Genomic DNA, 22,242 nt, shown 5'->3' on the forward strand with positions numbered 1-22,242 from the left:
ATGATCCTGATGTCCTTTGCGCTGGCGTTCATCGCCGGTATCGCGATTGCAGTCCAAGCGGCGGTTAACAGTCAGTTAGCGGGTGCGATGTCGGGTAACACCATGGCCGCTGCGTTCTATTCGTTCCTGACCGGCATGCTCGTGCTCGGCGTGATCGCCTTTTTTCGCGGCGGACTGGCGGATTCACTCAGCGTCGTGCCGAGCCAGCCGGGCTGGCGCCTGGTGGGCGGCATTCTCGGTGCCGGGGCGATTTTCTGCACCGTGTGGCTGGCGCCGCGCATCGGCCTGGCGAACCTGTTGGTGCTGGTCATCGCCGGGCAATTGCTGTCGTCGCTGGCGATCGATCACTTCGGCTTGCTCGGCGCGGTGCTGCGGCCAGCGGCAGCGGTGAAGATCGCTGGCGCTTGCGTGGTGCTGCTGGGCGTCTCGGTGACGCTATTCGGTGAACGGATGATCGCCGTGCTCGCCAGGTCGTTTTGAGTTCGGGGTCGAGCGTTCGCTCGGCCTCAGCCCTTTTTCTGGATCTTGAGCCGAAGGCTGGACCTTCAGCTTCGGCGGCTCTCGTCCTTGATAAATGTTGAAGGTGTTGCCATGACTTCGTTGATTCGTGCCGGCGCTCACCCTGTGTTGGCCTGTGCGTGGCTGCTGACGGTTTTCAGCCCATGGGCACAGGCGGACTTTTTCGCCGACTCTCACGCCTCGTTCGAAACCCGTAACGTGTATTTCAATCGCGACTTCAGGGACGGACCGAGCACGCAGCAATCGAAGCGCGAGGAGTGGGCCCAGGGCCTGATCCTCAAATTTGAGTCGGGCTACACCCCGGGCATGACCGGCTTCGGCCTGGACATGATCGGCATGCTGGGCCTGCAACTGGACTCCAGCCCCGACCGCGCGGGCAGTGGGCTGCTGCCAGTGCGCGCCAATGGACGCGCCGATCCCGAGTACAGCAAGCTGGGGCTGACCGCCAAGGTCAAGGTCGCGCAGACGGAGCTGAAAGTCGGCTCATTGATTCCATCGTTGCCGACACTGCGCCCGAACGACGGCATGATCCTCCCGCAATCGTTCCGCGGCGCGCTGGTCACCTCCCAGGAAGTACCCGACACGACGATCACGGCAGGGCAGTTGCAGAAGGTCATCGCCCGTAACGACACGAGCGCCGAGGACATCGCCCTGAACAACAAGAACAAGCGCTTTACCCGCAATGCGCAAGGCGACCACCTGACCCTGGCCGGCTTCGATCGCAAGCTCAGCGACCAGGTCAAATTCAGCTATTACTATGCGCAACTGAGCGATGTCTACAGCCAGTACTTCGTCGGTCTGACCGCGACCCAGCCCCTCGGCCCGGGCTTGCTGAGCGGCGACCTGCGTTTCGCCACCAGCAAGGATCAAGGCCAGGCCAAAGGTGGCAAGATCGACAACCAGGCCCTCAATGGCATGCTGGCCTATGCCGTCGACGGCCATAAGTTCAGTGCCGGTTACCAGCAGATGATGGACAAAAATGCCTTCCCGTACATCGAAGGCAGCGATGCCTACCTGGTCAACTTCGCCCAGATCGGCGATTTCGCCGAAGCCAGGGAGCGTTCGTGGCAGGCCCGCTACGACTACGACTTCACCCAGGTCGGCATTCCCGGCCTGACCTTCATGAGCCGCTACATCGCCGGCGACAGCGCCGAAGTGCCGGGTGTTGCCGGCAAGGGCAACGAGTGGGAACGCAATACCGAGGTGCGTTATGTGATTCAGGACGGCACCTTCAAGAACCTGGCGCTGCGTCTGCGCAGTGCGACTTATCGTTCGTCGTTTGCCCGGAATGCCGATGAGACTCGGATTCTGCTGACTTATACGAAGGCGTTGTGGTGATGGGCATTGTCGCTGTGACGGTGAAACGGATCACGGCATGAACGAGAACAAGCTTCATCAGAGAGCCATCCGATCAATCAGTCTCACTGATGCCAGGTGTAGCTATAACCGATTGGATTGATGCTTTGGCGATGGGCATGCTGTTGGCCTTACTGCAGTGAGCCGCCCCATGTCCGACGCCAATCTGGCAACTCTCCTCGTATTGATTTCAGCCTTCATGCACGCCAGCTGGAATGCGGTCGTCAAGTCGAGCAGCGATCGCCTTTCATCGATGGCCATGGTCGACGGCGTCGCGTTCGTGGTCGCGCTGCTCGCCGTGCCCTTTGTCGCGTTGCCTGCCTGGCCGGTCTGGGGGCTGATCTTGCTGTCCGTGGGGGTCAATCTGTTCTATCGCTACTTCCTGATCAGGGCCTATCACTTCGGTGATTTCGGTCAGGTCTATCCCTTGGTGCGAGGTCTGCCGCCCTTACTGGTGGTGGCATTCGCGGCGGTGTGGCTGGGGGAGTCACTGTCTGCGTCAGGGATGCTCGGCGTGGTGATTTTGTCCCTGGGGATTCTCAGCCTGCTCAACCTGAAAGGCGAGTGGCGAGCGCCGCGTAATGCCTTGGCCGCGGGTGTCTGCGTGGCCTTGTATACGGTCATCGACGCGCAGGGCGTGCGCAGTTCGCAAGGGGTGCTGTCGTATCTGGTCTATTTCACCCTGGTGCTCAGCCTGCCGATTCCGTTTTTTGCCGCGCGGCGTCGGCGCGGGGCGCTGGTCCGGCATCTGCAAGAGCACTGGCGAATGTCGGTGTTTGGCGGGCTCACCTACTGCGCCGCCTATGCACTGGTGCTCTGGGCCATGACCCTGGACAACGTCGCGAAAATCGCCGCGCTGCGTGAGAGCAGCGTGATCATCGGCGCGGTGATCGCCACGCTGCTGTTCAAGGAGCCCTTCGGTCGCCGCCGTCTTATCGCGGCCGTCACCGTGGCCGTGGGCATCGTGCTGATCAAATGCTCAACCTGATCCGAAACCGCTGTTTTCAAACTGGAGTGCGCTATGCAAATCGAACGTTTCGCTGCGATCAAACGCCGTTCGGAGATGGTCCGCTACGACAATCACCTCTATATTGGCGGGCAGGTCGCCGAAGACGTCAGCGGTGATATCGAGGCGCAGACCCGCGAAGTGCTGGCGGGCATCGAGCAACTGTTGCTCAGCGCTGGCAGCGACCGTACCCGTGTGCTTTCGGTGCGTATCCTGCTCGCCCATCGGGAAGACTATGCGGGGATGAACAGGGTGTGGGACGCGTTCTTTCCCGAAGGTCACGCACCGACCCGCGCGTGCACCCTGGCCGAACTGATTGATCCAGATTGGCGGGTGGAGATGATTGTGGTGGCCGCGTGCGGATGATCGGGGCGTGATTACAGTCGACAGAAATTTTTTTGAAATCAAGGGGTTGCCAGCCTCAAGAAATGAGTACATAATTCACGCCATCGAAAGCACTGACCGCTGAAAAAGCTCAATGTTTTCAAAGAGATAGAGCAAGATTCAAATGCTCGATTTCATGACAGTTTGTACACATTGCCTGTTCGCTACTCGACAGGAAATGTATTGAGGCCGAGTAGCAAAATGGTTATGCAGCGGATTGCAAATCCGCCTACGCCGGTTCGATTCCGACCTCGGCCTCCACTTATAAACGAGCTCCGTAGATCTATGATTTACGGAGCTTTTTTATTTGCAATGGCTTGCAAGATTTAGTCTTGAAAAGGCCATTTGCGAACTTGCTTCACCGGGACGGGATGTATATATTCCCACCTCTGTTGAACAGGCGTCAGAACTGTCAGGTCGTTGATCGACCAGGTTCAGATGACTGCACCGCGCTACCGCCCGAATGGCGAAACTGGTAGACGCATGGGACTTAAAATCCCCCGCTCGTAAGGGCGTGCCGGTTCGATTCCGGCTTCGGGCACCATCTTAAATCAAGGGTTTGCGGGCGAAAGCTGATGCAAACCCTTGTTTGTTTCTGCTTCATTATTTTGAAGCGGATCAGTATCTCCTCTAAATAAACTGTCGCAGTCGTCGCGCAAAAGCACCTGACAAAAGGTGCAAAATCATTCAGAAAACCACTGCTTCCCATCCATATATTTAATTTCCTAATGCAGTAACGGTTGTCCATACTTGCGATTCAATTGCATTCGCGAGAGGTATTTATGACATGGCATGGATCGTTCAAACATGCTGGTCTGGTGGTGGGACTATTGTTGGCAGGCAACGTCGTGGCCGGTGATAAAGGTTTGCTCGATGCAGTCCGCGCGGGTCAGGTGGAGAAGGTCAGGAGCGCCTTGGCTGAAGGCGCCGACGTCAATGCCCGCGGGCTTGATGGAAGCAGTGCCTTGTTGCTGGCGACGCAAGACAATCAGGTCGACATCGCCCGCACGCTGATCGAGGCAGGGGCCGATGTGAATCGCAAGAACCTTATCTTTGACAGTCCCTATCTGCTGGCGGGCGCCAGCGGTCATAACGAAATCCTCGCAATGACCTTGTCCCATGGTGCCGATCTGAAAAGCACCAATCGTTATGGCGGCACGGCATTGATTCCTGCATGTGAGCACGGCTACGTTGAAACCGTGAAGCTGTTGATCGAGGCGGGTGTCGACGTGAATCATGTCAACCGACTGGGCTGGACGTGCCTGATGGAGGCCATCGTGCTGGCCGACGGTGGCCCGGAGCATCAGCAGATAGTCGCTCAACTGATCGCGGCGGGGGCCGACTTGAACATTCCTGATCCTTCGGGTGTCAGCCCTTTGCAACAGGCCGAACGTCGTGGGCAGACAGCGATAGCCCGACAATTGCGCGAAGCGGGGGCTCAATGAACGATTCCAGGGACCAACAGTGGTTGCAACGGGCCGTTGACCTGGCCCACGACAATGTAGCGCAGGGCGGGCGCCCCTTTGGCGCTGTACTGGTTGCCAATGGGCAGGTGCTGGTGGAGGCGGTCAACGAAATTCACCTGACCGGTGATCCTACCGCCCATGCGGAAATGCTCGCGATCCGTGCAGCGGCTCGGCAAGCGGGTACGCGACTGAACGAATGTGTGATCTACGCCAGCGGCCAACCTTGTCCGATGTGCCTGGCGGCCATGTACCTGAGTGGCATTTCCCGGGTGGTGTTCGCTGCGAGCAACGAAGTCGCTGAGCCGTTCGGGCTTTCGACGGCAAAGATCTATGAGCAGATGACCTTGCCATTAACCGAACAAAAGCTGGCGGTCGAGTATCGGCAGCATCCGGCGATGCCGCTCCTGTATAGCGCTTGGAGGCGTGGGAACAATGCTCAGCAAAGCTGAGCTTGATAGAGGGGGGCGGTAGTCCGAGTCTGATATTTTTGCCATAGGGTGACCTCCCTGCATTGGCTGCAAGAAAATTCAACGCTCGCGTGATGAGGGCGTGAACGCCCTGTAGACGAGGGACAGGCACAGTCCGACTAATGCGACCTGCAAAAAAAACGGGTGTTGCAGAGTCGAGCGGGGCAGGAGCCCAGAAAGCGACTTGGGCGTAAACTGAACAGTGTGCAGCATGAGTTGCAAGGCGCTGCACCTGGAGGTGAGCCATGCGTCTACCCGTCGCTTGTACCTCGATTGTGCTGCTCGCGCTGTGTTTCGTTCCACTTGCTGGCGCAGCGTCTTCGGTCGAAGTCGATTTCATCAACCCTGATAAATTCCGCGATGCCAGCCTGGACAGTCCGGGCTATGAGCGTGGCGCCGATGCGTACGTCATGAAAGAGCTGCGCAACTATTTCGAGAAGCTCGGTCAGCGCTACTTGCCACCCGACGAGCAGCTGCAGATTGAAATTCGCGACATTGACCTGGCGGGTCGATACGAGCCGTGGCGGCAAAATGCTTATGAGGTGCGCTTCATGCGCGACATCACCTGGCCGAGCATTGATCTGCATTACGTGCTCAAGCAGAACGGTCAGGTGGTCAGCCAGGCGGACGCCCGCGTGATCGACCAGATGTATCTCCAACGTCCGGGGCGTACCTACAGCAATGATCGGCTCTATTCAGAGAAGGCCATGTTATCGGACTGGTTTCGCAGGCAGTTCGCCGATCAGCATCAGAGCGGGTTGAATTGACGCATACCTGTACTTGAACCGTTCGTCTGGCTCAGATGTGTGGTGAGGGGATCCCTGGACAGCCTCTCGCGCTGACTTCTTGCGTATGAAAACGCGATTAGCCTTAGTGCGATTTATTCAGGTGCGTCATCAAAACTCAGCCATAAATAACACAACAGTCCACTGAAAAAGGGTAAGGAAAGCCCCCGCCGATAATCGACAAACAACAAGAACGGTCTTCCTATCAGTCGGTGATCCATCATGATCAGGATTCTGGCGTACGTGTTAATGGGAGCTTCGATCGCAGGATGCAACGGCATGGTCAGACCCGATCTGTCGGCCACTTCCAACGATGCTTATTTCGCGGTGTTTTCGGGTTTTCCGATCCCTTATTTCTACATGGCCTCGGCGGTGCAATGGAATGAAGATTACGCCGTGACCACCCGGCATACGCCGTTTATTCCCTACGTGAAATACAGCTGCAGCACCGGCTGCGATCTGGTGTTCATACAGCACAAGGCCAATGGCCGCCTGCCCACCTGGCGTGCCCCGCGTGTCGGTGAAGACATCACCGCCGTGGGCGCCAGCCCCTACATGATCACCACCACCGGCAAGGGCAAGGTGTACCCGACGCCGTTCATCAACACCAACGAACACAGTGGCGACCACTACGCCATTCACGATGCCCCGTTGGTACAGGGCATGTCCGGTGGGCCAGTGATGGGCAACGATGGCGACATTGTCGGTATCAATGTCGGCTTCTATTCAACCACGCTCAATGACGTGAAATATCACCCGGGGGTCAAATCTGCAGAGCGGATCAGCGTGTTCATCCCTTACGCGATCATCGCCCGGGAGTGGGGATTTTTGCAGGCAAAACTCAATGATCCACGCAGTGCGAACTATGTCGCGAAATAGCTGATCAATGCCGGGGGTCGGCTTTACGGCGCTCATTGCCGGCGGGGTTGCCGGAGTTGACCAGGCGTCTTTCCAGCAGAATATTCTGCAAGGCCTGGCGATCCGACGGGTTCATTTGATGTTCCCGTTCCTTGAGTTCAAGCAGGATCGGGCTGGACCACTGGCGGTAGGTTTTTTCAGCATTTCGAATGGATGACATCTGTTCCTCCTTAATCAGGCTCCTGCCAAAAAAGGCGCCGCAGTTCGATACGAAAATCACCCTAGACGAGGTTGCCGACCCCCGCCAATGCAGCACGTCGGATTTCACTCGGGTTTATCCCAGATACCCGTAGCGACCGTGCGCCGTACATAGTCGCCAAAGTCCCGTGCCGGTCTGCCCAGTGCCTGTTGCACGCCGTCGGCAGCCGCGCTGTTACGGCCATCGAGCACGCTGGTGCACAGGTACAACACCAGGTCGATCATCGGCTGCGGCAGTTGCGCTTGTTCCAGTGCGGCTCGATAGGCAGCGGGCGGTACGCCTGCAAAAGCAATCTCGCGTTCGCTCGCGTCAGCGATGTGTGCAACCGCCTGGGCAAATGTCAGCGCCCGCGGCCCGGTCAATTCATACAGCTGACGGGCGTGCCCGGGCTGGCTGAGGGCGGCGACGGCGACATCGGCGATGTCTTCCGCATCGACAAAGGGTTCGGCGACATTGCCCACCGGCAGTGCCAATTCGCCCTGCTGGATGGGTTCGAGAAAGTGCCCTTCGCTGAAGTTCTGGAAGAACCAGCTCGCGCGCAGGATCGTCCAGTCGACGCCGCTGTTTTGTACGACCAGCTCGGCTTGTTGCGCTTCCTCTTCACCCCGGCCGGATAACAGCACCAGCTTGCTGACGCCGCTGGCAACGGCCTGCCGGGTGAATGCCTGAATCGTTTCCACGGCACCGGGGACAGCAAGATCAGGCTGGTAGGCGATGTACACCGACTGAGCGCCATCCAGCGCTGCGCTCCAGGTACTTTGGTCTTCCCAGTCGAAGGGCGGGACGGCGTTACGCGAGCCCTCGCGAACGTTATAGCCCGCGGTTTTCAGGCGCTGAGTGATTCGGCTGCCGGTTTTGCCGGTGGCACCCAGGATGAGATAGGTCTGCTCAGTGGATTTCATCGCGTTCATCTCCATCGGTTAATGTGAGTGATGCTCACGTTTAAAAGATGATAGATGCTCATGTTTTTCCGTCAAACCACAAGTTCCAGCAGCCGACGTACGGCCACCTCATTGGCTGCGTGCTAAGGTGAGTCAATGTCATGTTCTTCATCGGGAAACGCGCGAGTGCCGAGAAAAAGCCACGAAGCCAATGAGCAAGCCAAAGCTGAAGCGGGTCGACGTCAGCCCACGCAGCAGCGCAGTCGCGAGCGCCAGGAACGTATTCTGTCGGTGGCCACGCAGCTGATTGCGGACGCCGGCAGCGATCAACTGAAGATGAGTGAAATCGCCGAGCGCTCGCAAATTTCCATCGGGTCGCTCTACCAGTACTTTCCCGACAAGGCTTCGGTGATCCGTACGCTGGCCGAGCGCTTCAACGCGGAAAGTCGTCGCTGTATCGCTGAAGCATTGCAGGCCGTTGAGGATCGGCAGGGGCTGCAGGCCGCTTATTGCGGGTTACTGGATCTGTACTACGCGTTCGTGATGGCGGCGCCGGTGATGCGCGACATCTGGTCGGGCATGCAGGCGGACAAGCAACTGCTACAGCTGGAGCTTGAAGAAAGCCGCGTCGCCGGCAAATTACTGGCCGAGACCATCCTGCGCGTCGATCCGGATCGCGATGAAAAACAAGTCAATGAATCGGCGTTTTTGATCTGGCAGTTGGGTGAGTCGACGATGCGCCTGGCGATAACCTGCGGACCGGAGGAAGGCCGGGGGCTGGTCGAGGCCTTCAAGCGCATGTCGTTGCGCGAGATCATGGCGCCCGGGTCTGCGGGCGCCATCGTTTAGCCGGCAGGCTTGAGGTTATACAAAAGGCTGGTTGGCGAAACCCCGTGGAAGTCGTTGCAAACCGGCCATGGCGGTCAGGCGCTCTGTCCAGGCTGAGCGCCAGTTGCTGGCGGTATGTGCAGCCTTGGCCTGACGGGCAGCGCGGCGAGTCGCATTGCGTTGGGCCTTGCGCGCTTCCTTGTAGGCGTCGGTGTTGCGGCAGCTTCTGCATTTGACGCGATTGAGTTCGCTGCTCGAGACGAGGTTGCTGCCTTTGTGGCCGCAAGCCAGATGCCCGCTGACTTTGAAATGGGTAACCATCGGAACGCCTCCTTTGACGTGTGATCGGTTGACCCCACGTGCGCGACGGCGTTCGATTTTATTGCGCGGACAGCAAATCCCTGCGTCAGGCCGAGCAGGAGAGGGTGGAGGGCGATCTGGCAGTCGCGCAGCCGATGACGTCGGCGTCGTCGATCATGCACCGTGCGCCAGGTCGTGTCCTCGCATCGAGGGTTCGGATGAACTCATCTGAACCGCGGCAGTGGACGGTCGACGGGTTTGAGCGAGGACAAGGTGTGGCGAATCAGCGGGGTGTCCTTCTCGATGTCGTTCAGACGGTCGCGGATTCTCAGCGCGGTGGGATGCCCGCCTTGATGATCGACCCAATCGGCGATCTCCTTGCAGGCCGCCGCCAGGCGAGCCTGACGTGAGTCGAGCAGGGTGAGCAGGGTGGTGATGGACTCTTTTTCGGACATGAGACACCTCCGTTCGTAGCATCGGGTGTGGCAGCAAAAAGCCCGCCGGGAGCGAGCTTTCGCCGAGGGTTCGCCAGTCCTTCAGCCTCTTCAGTATAGACGTGAAAATACGGCGCAGGGCCTTCAGCCTTGGCGTTCCGAGACCTGTGATCTGGCATTGAGCTGCTGGCAAACGTGCAACGCGTCTTCTTCGAGGTCGTAGCCATCGCCAATGAAACCCTGGGTGCGGGTATCGGTAATGCGATACCACACGGCGGCTTCTGGTGGTTGATGGCTGCTCTCTCCAGCCCTGCGACCATGGATGATGATTCTGTTGCAACGTTTCACGACGAAAATGTCTTCCATGGCGTCTCCGCAGCCCTTTCACATTCACAACAACTATAGAAGCCCTTGGCAATCGTGCAAAAAATAGGCAGCTCAACTCGTCGCTTCGGCCGCCGCCAAGGCTCGCTCCAGAAACATCGCCAGGCCGACTTCTTCTGCGCTCAGCCCCTTGCGGATGCGCGCCTTGGGTAGCTGGCTCAATGTCCCCGCCAGAAAGCCGTCGAGCACGGCCGGGTGGATGTAGCATTTGCGGCAAACCGCCGGGGTATTGCCCAGTTGTTTGGCGACCTGCTTGACCATGTCCAGCACATGTCGCTTGGCCTCGGTTTCGGATTCCCAACTCAAGGTGCGCAATTTGGCCAGCGCGAGCACACTGCCGGCCCAGGTCCGGTAGTCCTTGGCGGTGAAGTCGGCGCCCGTCAGGGTTTGCAGGTAGGTGTTGATGTCTGAAGAGCTGATGGTGTGCCGGTCGCCATTTTCGTCGATGTACTGGAACAGGTTCTGCCCGGGGATTTCCTGGCAACGCTTGATGATCCGCGCCAGCCGCCGGTCCTTTACGGTAATCTGGTGCTCGACGCCGCTCTTGCCGCGGAACTGGAACAGGATGGCGTTGCCGTTGACCTCGACGTGACGGCTGCGCAGGGTGGTCAGGCCGTAGGAGCGGTTGTCCCGGGCATACTGGCTGTTGCCGATGCGGATCAGCGTCGCATCGAGCAGAGTGATGACCGTGGCCATGACTTTATCGCGACTCAGGCCTGGGGTCGCCAGCAAGGCTTCGAGTTGCTTGCGCAGTTTCGGCAAGACCAGCCCGAAATCCCGCAGGCGCAGGTATTTGTCGGCATCGCGCACCTCGCGCCAGCGCGGATGATAACGGTACTGTTTGCGCCCCCGTGCATCCACGCCGGTGGCTTGCAGATGCCCGCGCGGGTCGGCGCAGATCCACACATCGGTGTAGGCCGGTGGTACCGCCAAGGCATTGAGGCGTTTGATTTCGTCCGGATCGCGAATGCGCTCGCCCTTGGGGTCGAAATAGGCGAATTTGCCGCGCAATGTCCGGCGGGTGATGCCGGGCAGGGTGTCGTCGACGTAATGCAGGTCGGGTGGCAGCACATCGGGCATGGCGAATGTCCTGGGCAAGAAGTCAGTGACCGTTACAGGCATTGACCTCGCGCCATTGCGGACGTGCCGAGTATTTCAAGCCAGCACGGCCACTGCCTTGATTTGCGCCCAGAGCGGCTGGCCGGGATGAACCTTCAACTGATCCCGTGAGTAGCGGGTGATACGCGCCAGCAACGGTGATCCTTGTGCATCGAGCCGAATCAGTACGTGGGCCGCGTTGTCAGCGCTCATTTCACTGGTCACGGTGACCGGCAGGCGGTTGAGGATGCTGCTGTGGCCGACCGGTTCCAGGCTCAGGCTGACATCCCGCGCCTGAACCTTGAAGCGCAGCATCTGACCCACAGCCAGTGGTGTGTGGGGTACGCGAATATTCAGGTCGGTATCGGGCAGTTGCAGGCTGAGCAGTTGGTAATCGGCGTCATAGGCACTGACTCGGCCTTCGATCACCACACCGCCATCGTCGCCCATGGCCAGCGGCAGGTCGAGTCGCGCCAGGGTCTGGCCAATCGGACCACTGGCCAGTGCCTTGCCATCGCTGAGCAGGACGATATGGTCGGCCAGTCGCGCCACTTCATCCTGGGAGTGACTGACGTACAGCACCGGGATATCCAGTTCGTCGTGCAGCCGTTGCAGATACGGCAGGATCTCGTTTTTGCGTTGCGAGTCCAGGGCGGCCAACGGTTCATCCATCAGCAACAGCTTTGGACTGGTGAGCAAGGCGCGGGCGATGCCGACCCGTTGGCGTTCGCCGCCGGAAAGGTGTTGCGGGTGGCGATCGAGAAGATGACTGATGCCGAGCAATTCGGTGGCATGGGCCATGTCGACCCGGCGTTGCTGCCGGGGGATTCGCTTCAGGCCGAACTCTAGATTGGCCAGCACCGACAGGTGGGAAAACAGGCTCGCTTCCTGAAACACATAGCCAATGGCGCGCTTGTGAGGCGGCACGAAAATTCTGTTTTCGCTGTCTTGCCAGACTTCATCGTTGATCTGCACGAAACCCCGATCGGCCCGTTCCAGCCCGGCAATACAGCGCAGGCAAGTGGTTTTACCCGAGCCGGAATGCCCGAACAGCGCGGTGACACCCCGCCCCGGCAGCTGCAGGTCAACATCCAGGCCGAAGCCCGAATAGTCCAGTTTAAGGCGCGTTTGAATCATCGATCAGCTCCAGCCCGCTTTGGTTTGACGACTGGAGTACAGCGCCAGCAGAACGACAAAGGAAAATATCAGCATGGCGCCGGCCAGCCAGTGGGCCTGGGCGTATTCCATGGCCTCGACATGGTCGTAGATCTGCACCGAGACCACGCGGGTTTTTTCCGGAATATTGCCGCCGATCATCAGCACCACGCCGAATTCGCCGACCGTGTGGGCGAAACCGAGAATGGCGGCGGTGATGAAACCGGGGCGCGCCAATGGCAGGGTAACGCTGAAAAAAGTGTCCCAGGGATTGGCCCGCAGTGTCGCTGCCACTTCAAGCGGACGGGTGCCAATCGCGGAAAAGGCGTTTTGCAGGGGCTGGACCACAAACGGCATCGAATACACCACGGAGCCGATGACCAACCCGGTAAAACTGAAGGTGAGGGTGCCGAGCCCCAGTGATTGGGTGAACTGGCCGATGAAGCCGTTCGGGCCCATGGTCAGCAACAGATAAAAACCAATCACCGTGGGCGGCAGCACCAGGGGCAGGGCGACAATCGCCCCGACCGGACCGCGCAACCAGGAGCGGGTGCGCGAGAGCCATAACGCAATCGGAGTGCCGATGATCAGCAGGATGACGGTCGTCAGTGACGCCAGTTTAAGGGTCAGCCAGATGGCGGCAAAATCGGCACTCGTTAGCGACATTTAGATTTCGTAGCCGTAGGACTTGATGACCGCGGCCGCTTTTGGCCCCTTGAGGTAGTCAACCAGTGCCTTGGCAGCCGGGTTGTCCTTGCCTTTGTTGAGGATCACTGCGTCCTGCTTGATCGGGTCGTGCAGGTTCGCCGGAACGATCCATGCCGAACCGCTGGTGATCTTGCCGTCCTTGTAGATTTGCGACAGGGCAACAAAGCCCAGTTCGGCGTTGCCGGTGGAGACGAACTGGAAGGCCTGGGTGATGTTCTGGCCTTCAACGATCTTGTCCTTGACCTTGTCGGTCAGACCTTCCTTGGCCAATACCTGGGTGGCGGCCAGGCCATAAGGCGCGGCTTTCGGGTTGGCAATGGACAGGTGCTGGTACTCGTTCTTTTTCAGGACCGCGCCCTTGGCATCGACGTAGCCTTCCTTGGCCGACCACAGGGCCAGGGTGCCCACCGCGTAGGTGAAGCGCGAGCCTTTGACGGAGTCGCCTTCGTCTTCAAGTTTTTTCGGGGTGCTGTCGTCAGCCGAGAGGAACACTTCGAACGGCGCGCCGTTCTTGATCTGGGTGTAGAACTGGCCGGTGGCACCGAACGAGGTCACCAGTTTGTGGCCGGTGTCTTTTTCGAAATCAGCCGCGATGGCTTGAATCGGTGCGGTGAAGTTGGCCGCAACAGCGACCTGCACTTCGTCTGCCTGAGCAGAACCGAAGGCGAATACCGCAAGCAGACTGGCGAGGCAGGTAGGGGCAAAACGTAAGGCACGAGTGGTCATGAAACGCTCCGTCGTAGGCTGGTACAGCAGGGGGTGATTCGTTATGTAGCGGAATATATAGCGAATTGCCTGCAAACGGAATGTGTTGTCATGAAACTGTATACAATTTTACCCCCGAATACCGTTCAGGCGCGATTCAGCAGCCTTTCCAGGCCTTCCTCGGCCAGTTTTCGTGTCAGTTGCGCAGTGCTCATCTCGACGCCGAGGGTGAATGCCTGACCGGCCCAGAGGTTGCTGAAGTCGGCTTCGTCCTTGGCGCGTAACGGCATCAGTGCGCCACCGGCCAACGGAAAGGCGGGTGCCTTGGCGCTCATTGGCCCCAGTTCACGCATGACTCGATTGAGAATCCCGCGAGCCGGACGACCCGTGAATAGGTTGGTGACAGCCGTCTCACTTTCTTTTGCAGTACGCAGCGCCTTGTGGTGAGAGGCACTGACCTTGGCTTCAGGCGTGAAAAGGTACGCCGTGCCCACTTGCACTGCCGAAGCGCCGAGCATGAACGCCGCAGCAACGCCACGGGCATCGGCGATACCGCCGGCGGCAATCACCGGCACCTTTACGGCGTCGACCACTTGCGGCACCAGTGCGAAGGTCCCCACCTGACTGCTCAGGTCGTCATTGAGAAACATCCCGCGATGGCCGCCCGCTTCGTAGCCCATCGCAATGATCGCATCGCAGCCGTGCTGCTCGAGCCATACGGCTTCTGCAACAGTGGTCGCTGACGACAGGACCTTCGCCCCCGTGGCTTTCACGCGATCGAGCAGGGATTTCTCCGGCAGAGCGAAGTGGAAGCTCACTACTTCAGGGCGCAATGCCTCGATGACTTCACAGGCTGCGTGATCGAAAGGGGCGCGGTTCGAGACCGGGGTCGGCGCCTCGAAGTCAGCCCCCAGCTCCTGGTAATAGGGTTGCAGCAGGTCTTTCCATTCTTTTGCGCGTTGCTCATCGGCCGCTGGCGGTTGATGGCAGAAGAAGTTCACGTTGATCGGGTGTTGCGTGTGCTGGCGAATGGTTTTGAGTTCTTCGCGCAGTTGCTCGGTGCTCAACATTGCTGCTGGCATCGAGCCAAGGCCGCCAGCGTTGCAAGCAGCAATCACCATAGACGAATTCGTGGCACCGGCCATGGGCGCTTGAATGATCGGCAGTTCGATCCCGAGCAGGTCAAGAATGCGGGTGTCAGGCCATTGCTTCATGTGCTGTGTTCTCCGACGGGCGATCCGGGCAGGGACGCTGGAACTGGATTTGTAACGCAACGACTGGCGCAAGGCCAGTCGTCTTTTCGTCCGCTTGCCTGTCCTTAGCGCCGATGGAAGCCGCCACCGCCGCCGAAGGAGTGGTTCATCACCTGTGAAGAGTTATGGAAGTCATTGAAACGGTCGTTACCGAAATTACGCGCGGCGGATTCGCGATCAAGGCTTTGCGCCTGGGGTGCATTCACTGGAGCAGTGCGGGTGGCGCCGCCCTGGACCATTGATTGCCAGCCGCTGTCGGTTTTCTTGTAGACGTTGCCGTCGTGCCCGGCGTAGACGTTGTTGCCGACATGCGCCACGCCGTTGTTGCGCCCGTGCACGTTCCCGAACTGGGTGGTGTTGCCGGTGTTGGGGTTGTAGACGGCGCCGCGATTGGCCGTGACCTGCGTGCCGTTTCGGGCATTACCAGCCGTGACGTGTTGACCGGCTATGGCACCGCCATTCGGGCCGACTGCCGCGCCGCTACCTCCTGCGGCATAGTTGCCGTTGTAGACATTGTGCACCGCGCCGCGTTGGCCCGCGGCCGCCACGCCGGTTCGTGAGTTGTAGGAGGCGCCGACCTGACCGGCCCAGCGGTTGCCGGTCCAGGCGTTGTAACCGGCGCCATAGCGGCTGACCGAGGCGCGATCACCCCACTGACGGTAGATATTGCCGGTGGAACCTGCCCAGCCACCCGGGCCCCAGGCAACGGCGCCACCATGGTAACCATAGGCGGCACCACCCCAAGGCATGGGTGCCGGGTACAGGTGCGGGCCCCAGGCATAACCCCAGCCGTAGTTGCCCCACCAGGGGTAGGCACCCCAGCCCCAGCCCATGGCCACGGTGCTGCCGCCCCAACTCCAGCCAAAACCGAAGCCGAAGGTCCAGCCTGTCCACGGCGTATAGCGGATCGCTACGCCAAAGCCGTAAGTCACCGGCGGGCCGTACCAGACAGTGCCGACCCAGGGTGTGTAAGGGTAACCGGTGCCATACACCACCACGCCGCTGTCCGGGTCGATCGTCGAACCTTGATAACCCGGTGTGTAACCCACGACCACGGTGTCACCGCTGGCCTCATAGACTTTCACGTAAGTGACGTAGTGCATCGGTGAACTGGGCGGGATCGAGTAGATCACCGCCGGAACCGAGGTCGCGACTTGCCACGGACCTTGCACCGAGGTGGCGACGAACCACACGCCATTCTCGACCGCGTACCAGTTGTTGGCATCGACCATGATGATCGGCATCGGACTGTTGATCACATATTGCAGCGGCGTGCCTTTGATGGCGTTGAGCTGCGGCTCGCCATCGAACACCGGCGTGCTCATTTTCACCTGGCTCTTCTTGATCGCCGAGGTCTGCGGAATGGTCGCTGCGATGGCGGCTTCTTTCGCCTGTGGCGTACCGGCGACCGAGGCTTTGACGTTTTCTTTCGGGCTGTCGTCGGGAATGTTGGCGAAGTCCGCCGGCAGTTTGTCTGCCGGGGTAAAGGTCCAGGGGCCTTTCATGTCACTGGCGCGGAACCAGCGCCCGGAAATCAACACATAGCTGTCCTGGTCACCGATCTCCTTGAAGATATGCCCGGTGGTGTTGGTGACATAGAGCAGCTTGGTATTCTGGATCGGTTGCCATTGTGGCGCGCCGTCGGTGACCAACAGTTCAGTGGGTGCCGTGGCAATATAGATTTGCGGGAGCGGTGGCTTGCCCAGGGTCGGTGCCTTGTCCTTGGCATCGCTCTGGCCCGTCAGCAGGTCGACCTGGCGGCTCTGGATTGCGGCCTGTTTGGCTTTTTCCAGTTCAGCCGAAGGCGAGGGCAGGGGCGCGTACTGGCCGCCGAGGTTGTCGGCGACCATCCAGCCATCAAAGACATGCAGATAGTGTTTGCCCTGGGCGTCCTTGAGCAGCAGCGGACGGGTGTTGATCACCCGTTGCAGCGAAGTGCCCTCCACCGGGCGGTAGGCAGGCTCGCCATCGATGTACACCAGCAGCGCCGGTACGTCGCTGGATATGATCGTCGGTGGGGTATTTTCCAACGGTTCGCTATTGGATTTGTGCTCGGCAGCGATCACCCCGACCGCGGCTTCGAGCTGATCGAGAGAGAGCGTCTTGGTGCGTTTCTCGGCGTCCTGTTTCAGCGCCGCCACCCAGCTGTCAGCATTTTTCGCACTGTCGGGAAAGTCGGCCTTGGTGATGGTGTACTGATCGAGCGCGACCCAGCGGGTGGCCTTGTCGACCAGCGTATGGGCACTGAATTGCACGATGCCGTAGGTGGATGTGCCGTCGGCGCCGGTGGCTTCAACCGCGGCCCGGGCGTTCAGGGTATAGCCGTCCCAGCTGTCCAGTTGCGGCTGGTAGATGGTCAGTTTGGTGTCGCCTGCGGTCAGGACCTGAGGCCAGTTCGGGGTGGCCGGTGCCTGCGTTGCGGGAGCTTGGGTAGGTTGTGTAGTGGCCGCTTGAGCAGCACCGAACGGAAGCAGACAGAGCATCAATAAAACGGTAACCCTACGCACTTGAGACATTGCCAGCTCCATCGACAGGACAGTTATCCGCAGCTTTTCAGTGCCGCGAAAAAAGCATAGCCGTGGCTGCTGAAAACACCCGCGGCTTTGAGCGATTGGATTAAAGTCGGGTACTGCAAAATGTTGCTCCATGCTATTTGAATTGCACCCTATCCCGATTGATTCCATTGAGAGGCAGCCATGTTCACAGGCATTTTGATCGACAAGGACGACAGCGGTTACCGGGCCACCCTGCAGCAGATCAGCGAGGAGCAGTTGCCCGAAGGCAATGTGACAGTGCGCGTGGCCTACAGCACGCTGAACTTGAAGGATGGCCTGGCGATCACCGGCAGCAGCCCGGTGGTGCGTAAATTCCCGATGGTGCCGGGCATCGATCTGGCAGGCACGATCGAAGTCAGCGGGCATCCGGACTTCAAGGTCGGTGATCAAGTCCTGCTCAATGGCTGGGGTGTGGGTGAAGGGCATTGGGGTGGTTTGGCACAGAAAGCGCGACTCAATGGCGACTGGTTGATCCCGCTGCCCAAGGCGTTCACTGCGGCCCAGGCCATGGCCATCGGCACCGCCGGTTACACCGCAATGTTGTGCATCCTGGCCCTGGAGCACAACGGCGTCACACCTGATCAAGGTGAAGTGCTGGTTACAGGTGCCAATGGCGGTGTAGGCAGTTTCGCTATCGCCTTACTGAAAAAGCTCGGTTATACGGTCGTTGCCTCTACAGGGCGTGTATCGGAACACGAGTACCTCAAGCGCTTGGGCGCCAGTGAAATCATCGACCGCGCGACCTTGTCAGCGCCGGGCAAACCGCTGGCCAAGGAGCGTTGGGCTGCGGTCATTGATTCGGTGGGAAGCCACACCCTGGCCAATGCCTGCGCCAGCACCAAGGCCAATGGCACCGTGGCCGCCTGCGGTCTGGCTCAAGGCATGGACTTTCCGGCCTCTGTCGCGCCGTTCATTCTGCGTGGCGTAACCCTGGCCGGCATCAACAGCGTGACCCAGCCCAAGGCCAAACGGATCGAAGCCTGGAACCGCCTGGCCACGGATCTGGACTTTGCGTTGTTACCGCTGATCAGTCATGAAATCGCTTTGAGCGAAGCCATCGACGCCGCGCCGCGCTTGCTCGCCGGGCAATTGCGCGGGCGGGTGGTGGTCGATGTGAATCGCTGATCAGCGCGATTCACGCTCCAGCAACTGGCGTTTGCGTTCGACGCCCCAGCGATACCCCGACAGATTGCCATCGCTGCGCACCACGCGATGGCAAGGAATCGCCACGGCCAGGCTGTTCGCGCCACAGGCCTGGGCCACGGCGCGAACCGCTTGCGGCGCGCCGATGGCCTGGGCGATCTCGGCATAGCTGGCGGTGCTACCCACCGGAATCTCGCGCAAGGCTTGCCACACCCGTTCCTGAAATGCCGTGCCCTGTACGTCCAGGGGCAAGTCCAGGCCGATGGCGGGCGCTTCGATGAAACCGACCACCTGGGCAATCAGTTGCTCGAATTCAGGGTCGGCGCCAATCAGGTTCGCCCGGCGAAACTTGTCCTGCAGATCGCACACCAATTGATGCGGATCATCGCCCAGCAGAATCGCGCACACCCCGCGCTCGCTTTGCGCCACCAAGATCGCCCCCAGTGAGCATTGACCGACCGCGAAGCGAATATCGTTGTTCTGGCCGGCCGCGCGGTAGTCCGCAGGCTTCATCCCCAACAGTTGATCGGCGGCCTCATAAAAGCGGCTGTTGGAATTGAAGCCGGCCTCGTACAGGGCATCGGTCACCGAGTTGCCATCGCTCAGTTGCTGGCGAACCCGGCGTGAGCGGTGGGCGGCTGCATAGCCTTTGGGTGTCAGGCCGGTGACGGCCTTGAACACCCGGTGGAAGTGAAAGCTGCTGAGACCGGCCGCATCGGCCAGTTCGCTCAGGGCCGGAAGTGCTTCTGCCTGTTCGATCCGGCGACAGGCCGCGGCTACCGTTGCCGCATGTTGCGCAGCCAGGTCGCTCTGGTCGCGGGTCGCGCGCTTGCTGGGGCGATAACCCGCCGCCTGAGCCTGTTCAGCGCTGTCGAAGAACAACACATTCTTCGGATTGGGCAAACGCGCCAGACTGCTCGGATTGCAGTAGATGCCGGTGGTTTTTACCGCGTAGACAAATTGCCCGTCAGCCTTGGTGTCACGGGCAACAACGGCGGCCCAACGTGGATCGTTTTCGATGCTGATCTGGTTCGATTGGCGAGTCATGGCGTCATGTCCTTTGGGGTGGGTCGCTGCACATTAACCATGGGGGATTGCCCTGGCACTCCGGCGCTTGCGGTCAAATTCGAAGGTTTCATCCGGCGGTGCGAAAGGTGAAGTTGATGCGTTGCTCGCCCAGCCGTGGATGCTCGCCGTCCTTGACCGGCAACACGCCGTGATAACGCAGGCGATCGACGCCGCCCCAGACCACGATGTCACCGTGGAACAAGGGGATACGCAGGCTTTTGTCGCTGCGTTCAAAACCTCCGAACAGGAACATCGCCGGCAAGCCCAACGACACGGACACAATGGGCGCGCCGTAGGACTTTTCGTCTTTGTCCTGGTGCAATGACATCTTCGCCCCGGGGATGTAGCGATTGATCAGGCAGGAATCGGGGACGAAGTCGTCGAATCCGCCTTCTTTGGCGGCTGCTTGCGCCATTTGCAGGAACACCTCGGGCATCGCCGGCCACGGCTGCCCGGTTTGCGGGTCGAGGCGTGTATAGCGATAGCCACTGCGGTCGGTGGTCCAGCCCAGTGTTCCGCAACTGCTCAGGGCCACGGACATGGTGAAGCCCCCCGGCGTGACCATCTGCCGAAAAGGTGCGGCCTCCAGCACCGACGCCAGCGCAGGCAACAGGCGCTCCATCCACGGTAGGGCAAAACCCCGGAGGACGCAGGACTGTTCGCCGATCTGCTCGCGCCTGGGTAACTGCTCGGGCTCGGCATCGGCAAACAGATCAAAGGTTATCGGGTTCATCGGGTCATGACGCATCGTGAAAGATGATTCCAAGGGTATGCCGGTTTCCGCTGTGCAGGCGACTGACACCGTGACGTAGCGTCACTCGATAGTAACCGCGACTGCCTTTGACCGGTCGCTGGTTGACGGCGAAGATCAATCCGTCGCCTTTTTTCAGTCCGACGACCATGGGGCGCGATTGCATCCGCGGGCGCTGCTCGGTCAAGACGAACTCGCCGCCGGTAAAGTCCTGTTCCGGGTCTGACAGCAAAATCGCCACCTGCAGCGGGAAAACGTGCTCGCCATACAGGTCCTGATGCAAGCAGTTGTAGTCCTGTGGTCCGTAGCGCAGCAACAACGGAGTCGGCCGCAACTGACCGGCGGCATGGCAGCGTTCAAGAAAAGCTTGGTGAGACACCGGGAATCGTACCGGCAAGCCCATCTGTTCATGCCAGCGATTGGCGATGGGCACCAGGCGTGGGTACAGCGCGCTGCGCAAGCGAGCTAGCAGATTGGGCAGGGGGTAACAGAAGTACTTGTACTCGCCCCGGCCGAATCCGTGCCGGGCCATGATCACGTGCGAGCGAAAGGGTTCGGGCTGATCGTATAGGGCCGCGACGGCGTCGCACGCCTGACGGCTGAGCAGCGCCGGAATGACCGCGAAGCCGTCCTGGTCAAGTTGCTGTTCAAGCAGGCGCCAGTCCAGCCTGTCCAGATAATGTTCGCTCATTGGCGGGCCTCTTGTTGTTCAAAGGGCCAGTCTGGACGACAGGATGGCGACGGACACTCCGCTGCTTGCGGTCAAATCCTTGCGGGAGGCGACTTCCGGGTTGTCGCTGCGGCCTGGCTTACAACGCCTTGCTGACGCTGATCTCGCTGATCACGTCGTCCTGGCCATGGATGGCGTCCAGCGCGGCCTTGGCTTCTTCGGCCGTGCCGTGTTGCAGCTGGGCGAATTCGAAGCGGCGTTCGCCGTTGAGCTTGTACTTGATGACGTATTTGGTCGTTTGGGCCACTGTCATGTCTGCCTGTCTTGAGGTCGGAGGTTACTCAGCTCAGTTTCGAGCTGGAGCGACGGATGATCTTGATCGAGTGGGTCAGGGTCGGCTTGCGCGTCACGCTGATGGCACGGCGGTTGACGGTATCGATGGTGATGTTCCAGAAACCGGTGCTCGGTGCGGTGATACGGGCCGGGAAGGTGTCGAACGCGCCGCCGTGGTAGGTATGACGACCGCCATTCTTGAAGCTGCGGAAGTTGGCGTCGTTCATCAGGCGGATGTTGCACATTTGCGAGCATTGAATGACGACAATGTCGTCTTCATTAAGATGCTCGCGCTGATGGATAAATTTCATGAGGCGCCTCCAGAAGGGCTTTTTCTACAAAATCAAAACGATGGGCGCAGTTTATCAGCCCGAATGGGTAATTATCCGGCGGCGAGGGCCCGGATTGACAATTAAAAACAGTTATTCGGCGATTGATGAGCGATAAAACCGCCCATCTCGGAGAAAATCTGCATCTGTGCTGTCCGACAGTCTTTACCGGAGGTTTTGTATGAAGTGGGCTTTTTGGCTGCTGCCGCTGGCATTGGCGATGAGTGGTTGTGCGAACGTTGCGGAAATCAATCAATCGTTGCCGACCATGAACGTGATATCGGGCAAGAAACCCCACGAGTTCGCACAATGCGTCAGCGAAAAACTGGCCTCCAGCCGTGGCGCCTTGCAGATCGAACCGCACAAGGATGGGGTGCGGGTGATCGTGCCGCAGAAGTTTTCTTCGGGGCCGGCGGCCGTTATCGATATCGAGGAGCGCTCCAGTGGCAGCAGCATCAAGTTGCACGAGCGCATGTCCAACGTGCCGGTGCGGCCCCATGATGTGGGCGATGCCGTGAATGCATGCATATCGGGCTGATAGACTGTC

Annotated in this window: 27 protein-coding genes and 2 tRNA genes; 13 read left to right on the top strand and 16 right to left on the bottom strand. The window is 59.7% G+C overall.

Going from position 1 to position 22,242, the window contains the following annotated elements:
• The 10 genes from EIY72_RS15910 (at position 1) to EIY72_RS15955 (ending at position 6,862) form a co-directional block, all read left to right on the top strand.
• The gene (locus EIY72_RS15910; RefSeq protein WP_093220076.1) at positions 1-480 is read left to right on the top strand and encodes a DMT family transporter; all 480 of its coding nucleotides are present in this window, start codon (positions 1-3) and stop codon (positions 478-480) included.
• 111 nt (positions 481-591) lie between these two features.
• Entirely contained in the window at positions 592-1,857 is a 1,266-nt protein-coding gene (locus EIY72_RS15915; RefSeq protein ID WP_093220081.1) for an OprD family porin, read from the top strand.
• A gap of 169 nt (positions 1,858-2,026) precedes the next feature.
• Positions 2,027-2,863 (top strand): EamA family transporter, encoded by an 837-nt coding sequence (locus tag EIY72_RS15920; protein WP_093220085.1) that lies wholly within the window; start codon positions 2,027-2,029, stop codon positions 2,861-2,863.
• A gap of 33 nt (positions 2,864-2,896) precedes the next feature.
• On the top strand, positions 2,897-3,247 hold the full coding sequence (locus EIY72_RS15925; RefSeq protein ID WP_093220090.1) for a RidA family protein: 351 nt from the start codon (positions 2,897-2,899) through the stop codon (positions 3,245-3,247).
• 205 nt (positions 3,248-3,452) lie between these two features.
• A tRNA-Cys gene (locus EIY72_RS15930) sits at positions 3,453-3,526 on the top strand.
• 196 nt (positions 3,527-3,722) lie between these two features.
• Positions 3,723-3,809, top strand: a tRNA-Leu gene (locus EIY72_RS15935).
• Between the two features lie 238 nt (positions 3,810-4,047).
• Positions 4,048-4,710 (top strand): ankyrin repeat domain-containing protein, encoded by a 663-nt coding sequence (locus EIY72_RS15940; protein WP_093220093.1) that lies wholly within the window; start codon positions 4,048-4,050, stop codon positions 4,708-4,710.
• Positions 4,707-5,180, top strand: a complete 474-nt coding sequence (locus EIY72_RS15945) for a nucleoside deaminase (RefSeq protein ID WP_093220097.1) — start codon at positions 4,707-4,709, stop codon at positions 5,178-5,180. The genes EIY72_RS15940 and EIY72_RS15945 overlap by 4 nt, the downstream gene beginning before the upstream one ends.
• A gap of 263 nt (positions 5,181-5,443) precedes the next feature.
• Positions 5,444-5,965 carry a DUF3016 domain-containing protein gene (locus EIY72_RS15950; protein WP_093220101.1) on the top strand — a complete coding sequence of 174 codons (522 nt, stop codon included), beginning with the start codon at positions 5,444-5,446 and terminating at the stop codon, positions 5,963-5,965.
• Between the two features lie 297 nt (positions 5,966-6,262).
• A complete protein-coding gene (locus tag EIY72_RS15955) occupies positions 6,263-6,862 on the top strand; it encodes a Do family serine endopeptidase (RefSeq protein WP_093220105.1) in 600 nt (199 codons plus the stop codon).
• Between the two features lie 4 nt (positions 6,863-6,866).
• On the opposite strand, the gene EIY72_RS15960 is transcribed toward EIY72_RS15955, so the two are convergent.
• Positions 6,867-7,061 carry a hypothetical protein gene (locus tag EIY72_RS15960; RefSeq protein ID WP_093220109.1) on the bottom strand — a complete coding sequence of 65 codons (195 nt, stop codon included), beginning with the start codon at positions 7,059-7,061 and terminating at the stop codon, positions 6,867-6,869.
• Positions 7,062-7,165: 104 nt separating this feature from the next.
• Positions 7,166-8,002 (bottom strand): Rossmann-fold NAD(P)-binding domain-containing protein, encoded by an 837-nt coding sequence (locus EIY72_RS15965; protein ID WP_093220113.1) that lies wholly within the window; start codon positions 8,000-8,002, stop codon positions 7,166-7,168.
• Positions 8,003-8,137: 135 nt separating this feature from the next.
• Between EIY72_RS15965 and EIY72_RS15970 the strand changes: the two genes are divergently transcribed.
• Positions 8,138-8,830: a TetR/AcrR family transcriptional regulator gene (locus EIY72_RS15970; protein ID WP_093220117.1), complete on the top strand. Its 693-nt coding sequence runs from the start codon at positions 8,138-8,140 to the stop codon at positions 8,828-8,830.
• Between the two features lie 15 nt (positions 8,831-8,845).
• Here the strand turns inward: EIY72_RS15970 and EIY72_RS15975 are convergent, their stop codons facing one another.
• From EIY72_RS15975 to EIY72_RS16015, 9 genes are all read right to left on the bottom strand, one after another.
• A complete protein-coding gene (locus EIY72_RS15975; protein WP_093220121.1) occupies positions 8,846-9,130 on the bottom strand; it encodes a hypothetical protein in 285 nt (94 codons plus the stop codon).
• Between the two features lie 203 nt (positions 9,131-9,333).
• Positions 9,334-9,564, bottom strand: coding sequence for a hypothetical protein (locus EIY72_RS15980; RefSeq protein ID WP_057714650.1), 231 nt, complete (start codon positions 9,562-9,564; stop codon positions 9,334-9,336).
• Between the two features lie 123 nt (positions 9,565-9,687).
• Complete coding sequence (locus EIY72_RS15985; RefSeq protein WP_093220126.1) at positions 9,688-9,909, bottom strand: hypothetical protein; 222 nt, start codon at positions 9,907-9,909, stop codon at positions 9,688-9,690.
• A gap of 72 nt (positions 9,910-9,981) precedes the next feature.
• Complete coding sequence (locus tag EIY72_RS15990; protein WP_371315401.1) at positions 9,982-11,007, bottom strand: DNA topoisomerase IB; 1,026 nt, start codon at positions 11,005-11,007, stop codon at positions 9,982-9,984.
• Positions 11,008-11,082: 75 nt separating this feature from the next.
• A complete protein-coding gene (modC, locus tag EIY72_RS15995) occupies positions 11,083-12,162 on the bottom strand; it encodes a molybdenum ABC transporter ATP-binding protein (protein ID WP_093220130.1) in 1,080 nt (359 codons plus the stop codon).
• A 3-nt stretch (positions 12,163-12,165) separates the two neighbouring features.
• Complete coding sequence (gene modB / locus EIY72_RS16000; protein WP_093220133.1) at positions 12,166-12,846, bottom strand: molybdate ABC transporter permease subunit; 681 nt, start codon at positions 12,844-12,846, stop codon at positions 12,166-12,168.
• The gene (modA, locus tag EIY72_RS16005; protein ID WP_093220136.1) at positions 12,847-13,614 is read right to left on the bottom strand and encodes a molybdate ABC transporter substrate-binding protein; all 768 of its coding nucleotides are present in this window, start codon (positions 13,612-13,614) and stop codon (positions 12,847-12,849) included.
• A 125-nt stretch (positions 13,615-13,739) separates the two neighbouring features.
• The gene (locus EIY72_RS16010) at positions 13,740-14,807 is read right to left on the bottom strand and encodes an NAD(P)H-dependent flavin oxidoreductase (protein WP_093220140.1); all 1,068 of its coding nucleotides are present in this window, start codon (positions 14,805-14,807) and stop codon (positions 13,740-13,742) included.
• A gap of 104 nt (positions 14,808-14,911) precedes the next feature.
• Positions 14,912-17,362, bottom strand: coding sequence for an autotransporter (locus EIY72_RS16015; RefSeq protein WP_093220143.1), 2,451 nt, complete (start codon positions 17,360-17,362; stop codon positions 14,912-14,914).
• 180 nt (positions 17,363-17,542) lie between these two features.
• On the opposite strand from EIY72_RS16015, the gene acuI reads away from it, so the two are divergent.
• Positions 17,543-18,526: an acrylyl-CoA reductase (NADPH) gene (gene acuI / locus EIY72_RS16020; protein ID WP_093220146.1), complete on the top strand. Its 984-nt coding sequence runs from the start codon at positions 17,543-17,545 to the stop codon at positions 18,524-18,526.
• Here acuI and ada read toward each other — a convergent pair whose 3' ends face one another.
• The 5 genes from ada to EIY72_RS16040 all read right to left on the bottom strand — a co-directional run bounded on the left by ada (position 18,527) and on the right by EIY72_RS16040 (position 21,677).
• Complete coding sequence (gene ada, locus EIY72_RS16025) at positions 18,527-19,591, bottom strand: bifunctional DNA-binding transcriptional regulator/O6-methylguanine-DNA methyltransferase Ada (protein WP_093220149.1); 1,065 nt, start codon at positions 19,589-19,591, stop codon at positions 18,527-18,529.
• An 88-nt stretch (positions 19,592-19,679) separates the two neighbouring features.
• Positions 19,680-20,360, bottom strand: a complete 681-nt coding sequence (gene alkB / locus EIY72_RS16030) for a DNA oxidative demethylase AlkB (protein ID WP_093220152.1) — start codon at positions 20,358-20,360, stop codon at positions 19,680-19,682.
• Positions 20,350-21,054, bottom strand: a complete 705-nt coding sequence (locus EIY72_RS16035; protein WP_093220155.1) for a 2OG-Fe(II) oxygenase — start codon at positions 21,052-21,054, stop codon at positions 20,350-20,352. The genes alkB and EIY72_RS16035 overlap by 11 nt, the downstream gene beginning before the upstream one ends.
• A 118-nt stretch (positions 21,055-21,172) precedes the next feature.
• Positions 21,173-21,346, bottom strand: coding sequence for a hypothetical protein (locus EIY72_RS29955; RefSeq protein ID WP_093220158.1), 174 nt, complete (start codon positions 21,344-21,346; stop codon positions 21,173-21,175).
• 28 nt (positions 21,347-21,374) lie between these two features.
• Entirely contained in the window at positions 21,375-21,677 is a 303-nt protein-coding gene (locus tag EIY72_RS16040; RefSeq protein ID WP_057400164.1) for a DUF1883 domain-containing protein, read from the bottom strand.
• 199 nt (positions 21,678-21,876) lie between these two features.
• Here EIY72_RS16040 and EIY72_RS16045 point away from each other — a divergent pair, with 199 nt between their 5' ends.
• A complete protein-coding gene (locus EIY72_RS16045) occupies positions 21,877-22,233 on the top strand; it encodes a hypothetical protein (protein WP_093220162.1) in 357 nt (118 codons plus the stop codon).
• Positions 22,234-22,242 lie beyond the last annotated feature (9 nt).

Source organism: Pseudomonas vancouverensis, assembly GCF_004348895.1.
GTDB lineage: Bacteria > Pseudomonadota > Gammaproteobacteria > Pseudomonadales > Pseudomonadaceae > Aquipseudomonas > Aquipseudomonas vancouverensis.

Bases quoted from the DNA above. Each gene is read 5' to 3' on its own strand.
- EIY72_RS15910 (WP_093220076.1), top strand. From the start codon at position 1: ATGATCCTGATGTCCTTTGCGCTGGCGTTCATCGCCGGTATCGCGATT.
- EIY72_RS15915 (WP_093220081.1), top strand. From the start codon at position 592: ATGACTTCGTTGATTCGTGCCGGCGCTCACCCTGTGTTGGCCTGTGCG.
- EIY72_RS15920 (WP_093220085.1), top strand. From the start codon at position 2,027: ATGTCCGACGCCAATCTGGCAACTCTCCTCGTATTGATTTCAGCCTTC.
- EIY72_RS15925 (WP_093220090.1), top strand. From the start codon at position 2,897: ATGCAAATCGAACGTTTCGCTGCGATCAAACGCCGTTCGGAGATGGTC.
- EIY72_RS15940 (WP_093220093.1), top strand. From the start codon at position 4,048: ATGACATGGCATGGATCGTTCAAACATGCTGGTCTGGTGGTGGGACTA.
- EIY72_RS15945 (WP_093220097.1), top strand. From the start codon at position 4,707: ATGAACGATTCCAGGGACCAACAGTGGTTGCAACGGGCCGTTGACCTG.
- EIY72_RS15950 (WP_093220101.1), top strand. From the start codon at position 5,444: ATGCGTCTACCCGTCGCTTGTACCTCGATTGTGCTGCTCGCGCTGTGT.
- EIY72_RS15955 (WP_093220105.1), top strand. From the start codon at position 6,263: ATGGTCAGACCCGATCTGTCGGCCACTTCCAACGATGCTTATTTCGCG.
- EIY72_RS15960 (WP_093220109.1), bottom strand. From the start codon at position 7,061: ATGTCATCCATTCGAAATGCTGAAAAAACCTACCGCCAGTGGTCCAGC.
- EIY72_RS15965 (WP_093220113.1), bottom strand. From the start codon at position 8,002: ATGAAATCCACTGAGCAGACCTATCTCATCCTGGGTGCCACCGGCAAA.
- EIY72_RS15970 (WP_093220117.1), top strand. From the start codon at position 8,138: ATGTCATGTTCTTCATCGGGAAACGCGCGAGTGCCGAGAAAAAGCCAC.
- EIY72_RS15975 (WP_093220121.1), bottom strand. From the start codon at position 9,130: ATGGTTACCCATTTCAAAGTCAGCGGGCATCTGGCTTGCGGCCACAAA.
- EIY72_RS15980 (WP_057714650.1), bottom strand. From the start codon at position 9,564: ATGTCCGAAAAAGAGTCCATCACCACCCTGCTCACCCTGCTCGACTCA.
- EIY72_RS15985 (WP_093220126.1), bottom strand. From the start codon at position 9,909: ATGGAAGACATTTTCGTCGTGAAACGTTGCAACAGAATCATCATCCAT.
- EIY72_RS15990 (WP_371315401.1), bottom strand. From the start codon at position 11,007: ATGCCCGATGTGCTGCCACCCGACCTGCATTACGTCGACGACACCCTG.
- modC (WP_093220130.1), bottom strand. From the start codon at position 12,162: ATGATTCAAACGCGCCTTAAACTGGACTATTCGGGCTTCGGCCTGGAT.
- modB (WP_093220133.1), bottom strand. From the start codon at position 12,846: ATGTCGCTAACGAGTGCCGATTTTGCCGCCATCTGGCTGACCCTTAAA.
- modA (WP_093220136.1), bottom strand. From the start codon at position 13,614: ATGACCACTCGTGCCTTACGTTTTGCCCCTACCTGCCTCGCCAGTCTG.
- EIY72_RS16010 (WP_093220140.1), bottom strand. From the start codon at position 14,807: ATGAAGCAATGGCCTGACACCCGCATTCTTGACCTGCTCGGGATCGAA.
- EIY72_RS16015 (WP_093220143.1), bottom strand. From the start codon at position 17,362: ATGTCTCAAGTGCGTAGGGTTACCGTTTTATTGATGCTCTGTCTGCTT.
- acuI (WP_093220146.1), top strand. From the start codon at position 17,543: ATGTTCACAGGCATTTTGATCGACAAGGACGACAGCGGTTACCGGGCC.
- ada (WP_093220149.1), bottom strand. From the start codon at position 19,591: ATGACTCGCCAATCGAACCAGATCAGCATCGAAAACGATCCACGTTGG.
- alkB (WP_093220152.1), bottom strand. From the start codon at position 20,360: ATGCGTCATGACCCGATGAACCCGATAACCTTTGATCTGTTTGCCGAT.
- EIY72_RS16035 (WP_093220155.1), bottom strand. From the start codon at position 21,054: ATGAGCGAACATTATCTGGACAGGCTGGACTGGCGCCTGCTTGAACAG.
- EIY72_RS29955 (WP_093220158.1), bottom strand. From the start codon at position 21,346: ATGACAGTGGCCCAAACGACCAAATACGTCATCAAGTACAAGCTCAAC.
- EIY72_RS16040 (WP_057400164.1), bottom strand. From the start codon at position 21,677: ATGAAATTTATCCATCAGCGCGAGCATCTTAATGAAGACGACATTGTC.
- EIY72_RS16045 (WP_093220162.1), top strand. From the start codon at position 21,877: ATGAAGTGGGCTTTTTGGCTGCTGCCGCTGGCATTGGCGATGAGTGGT.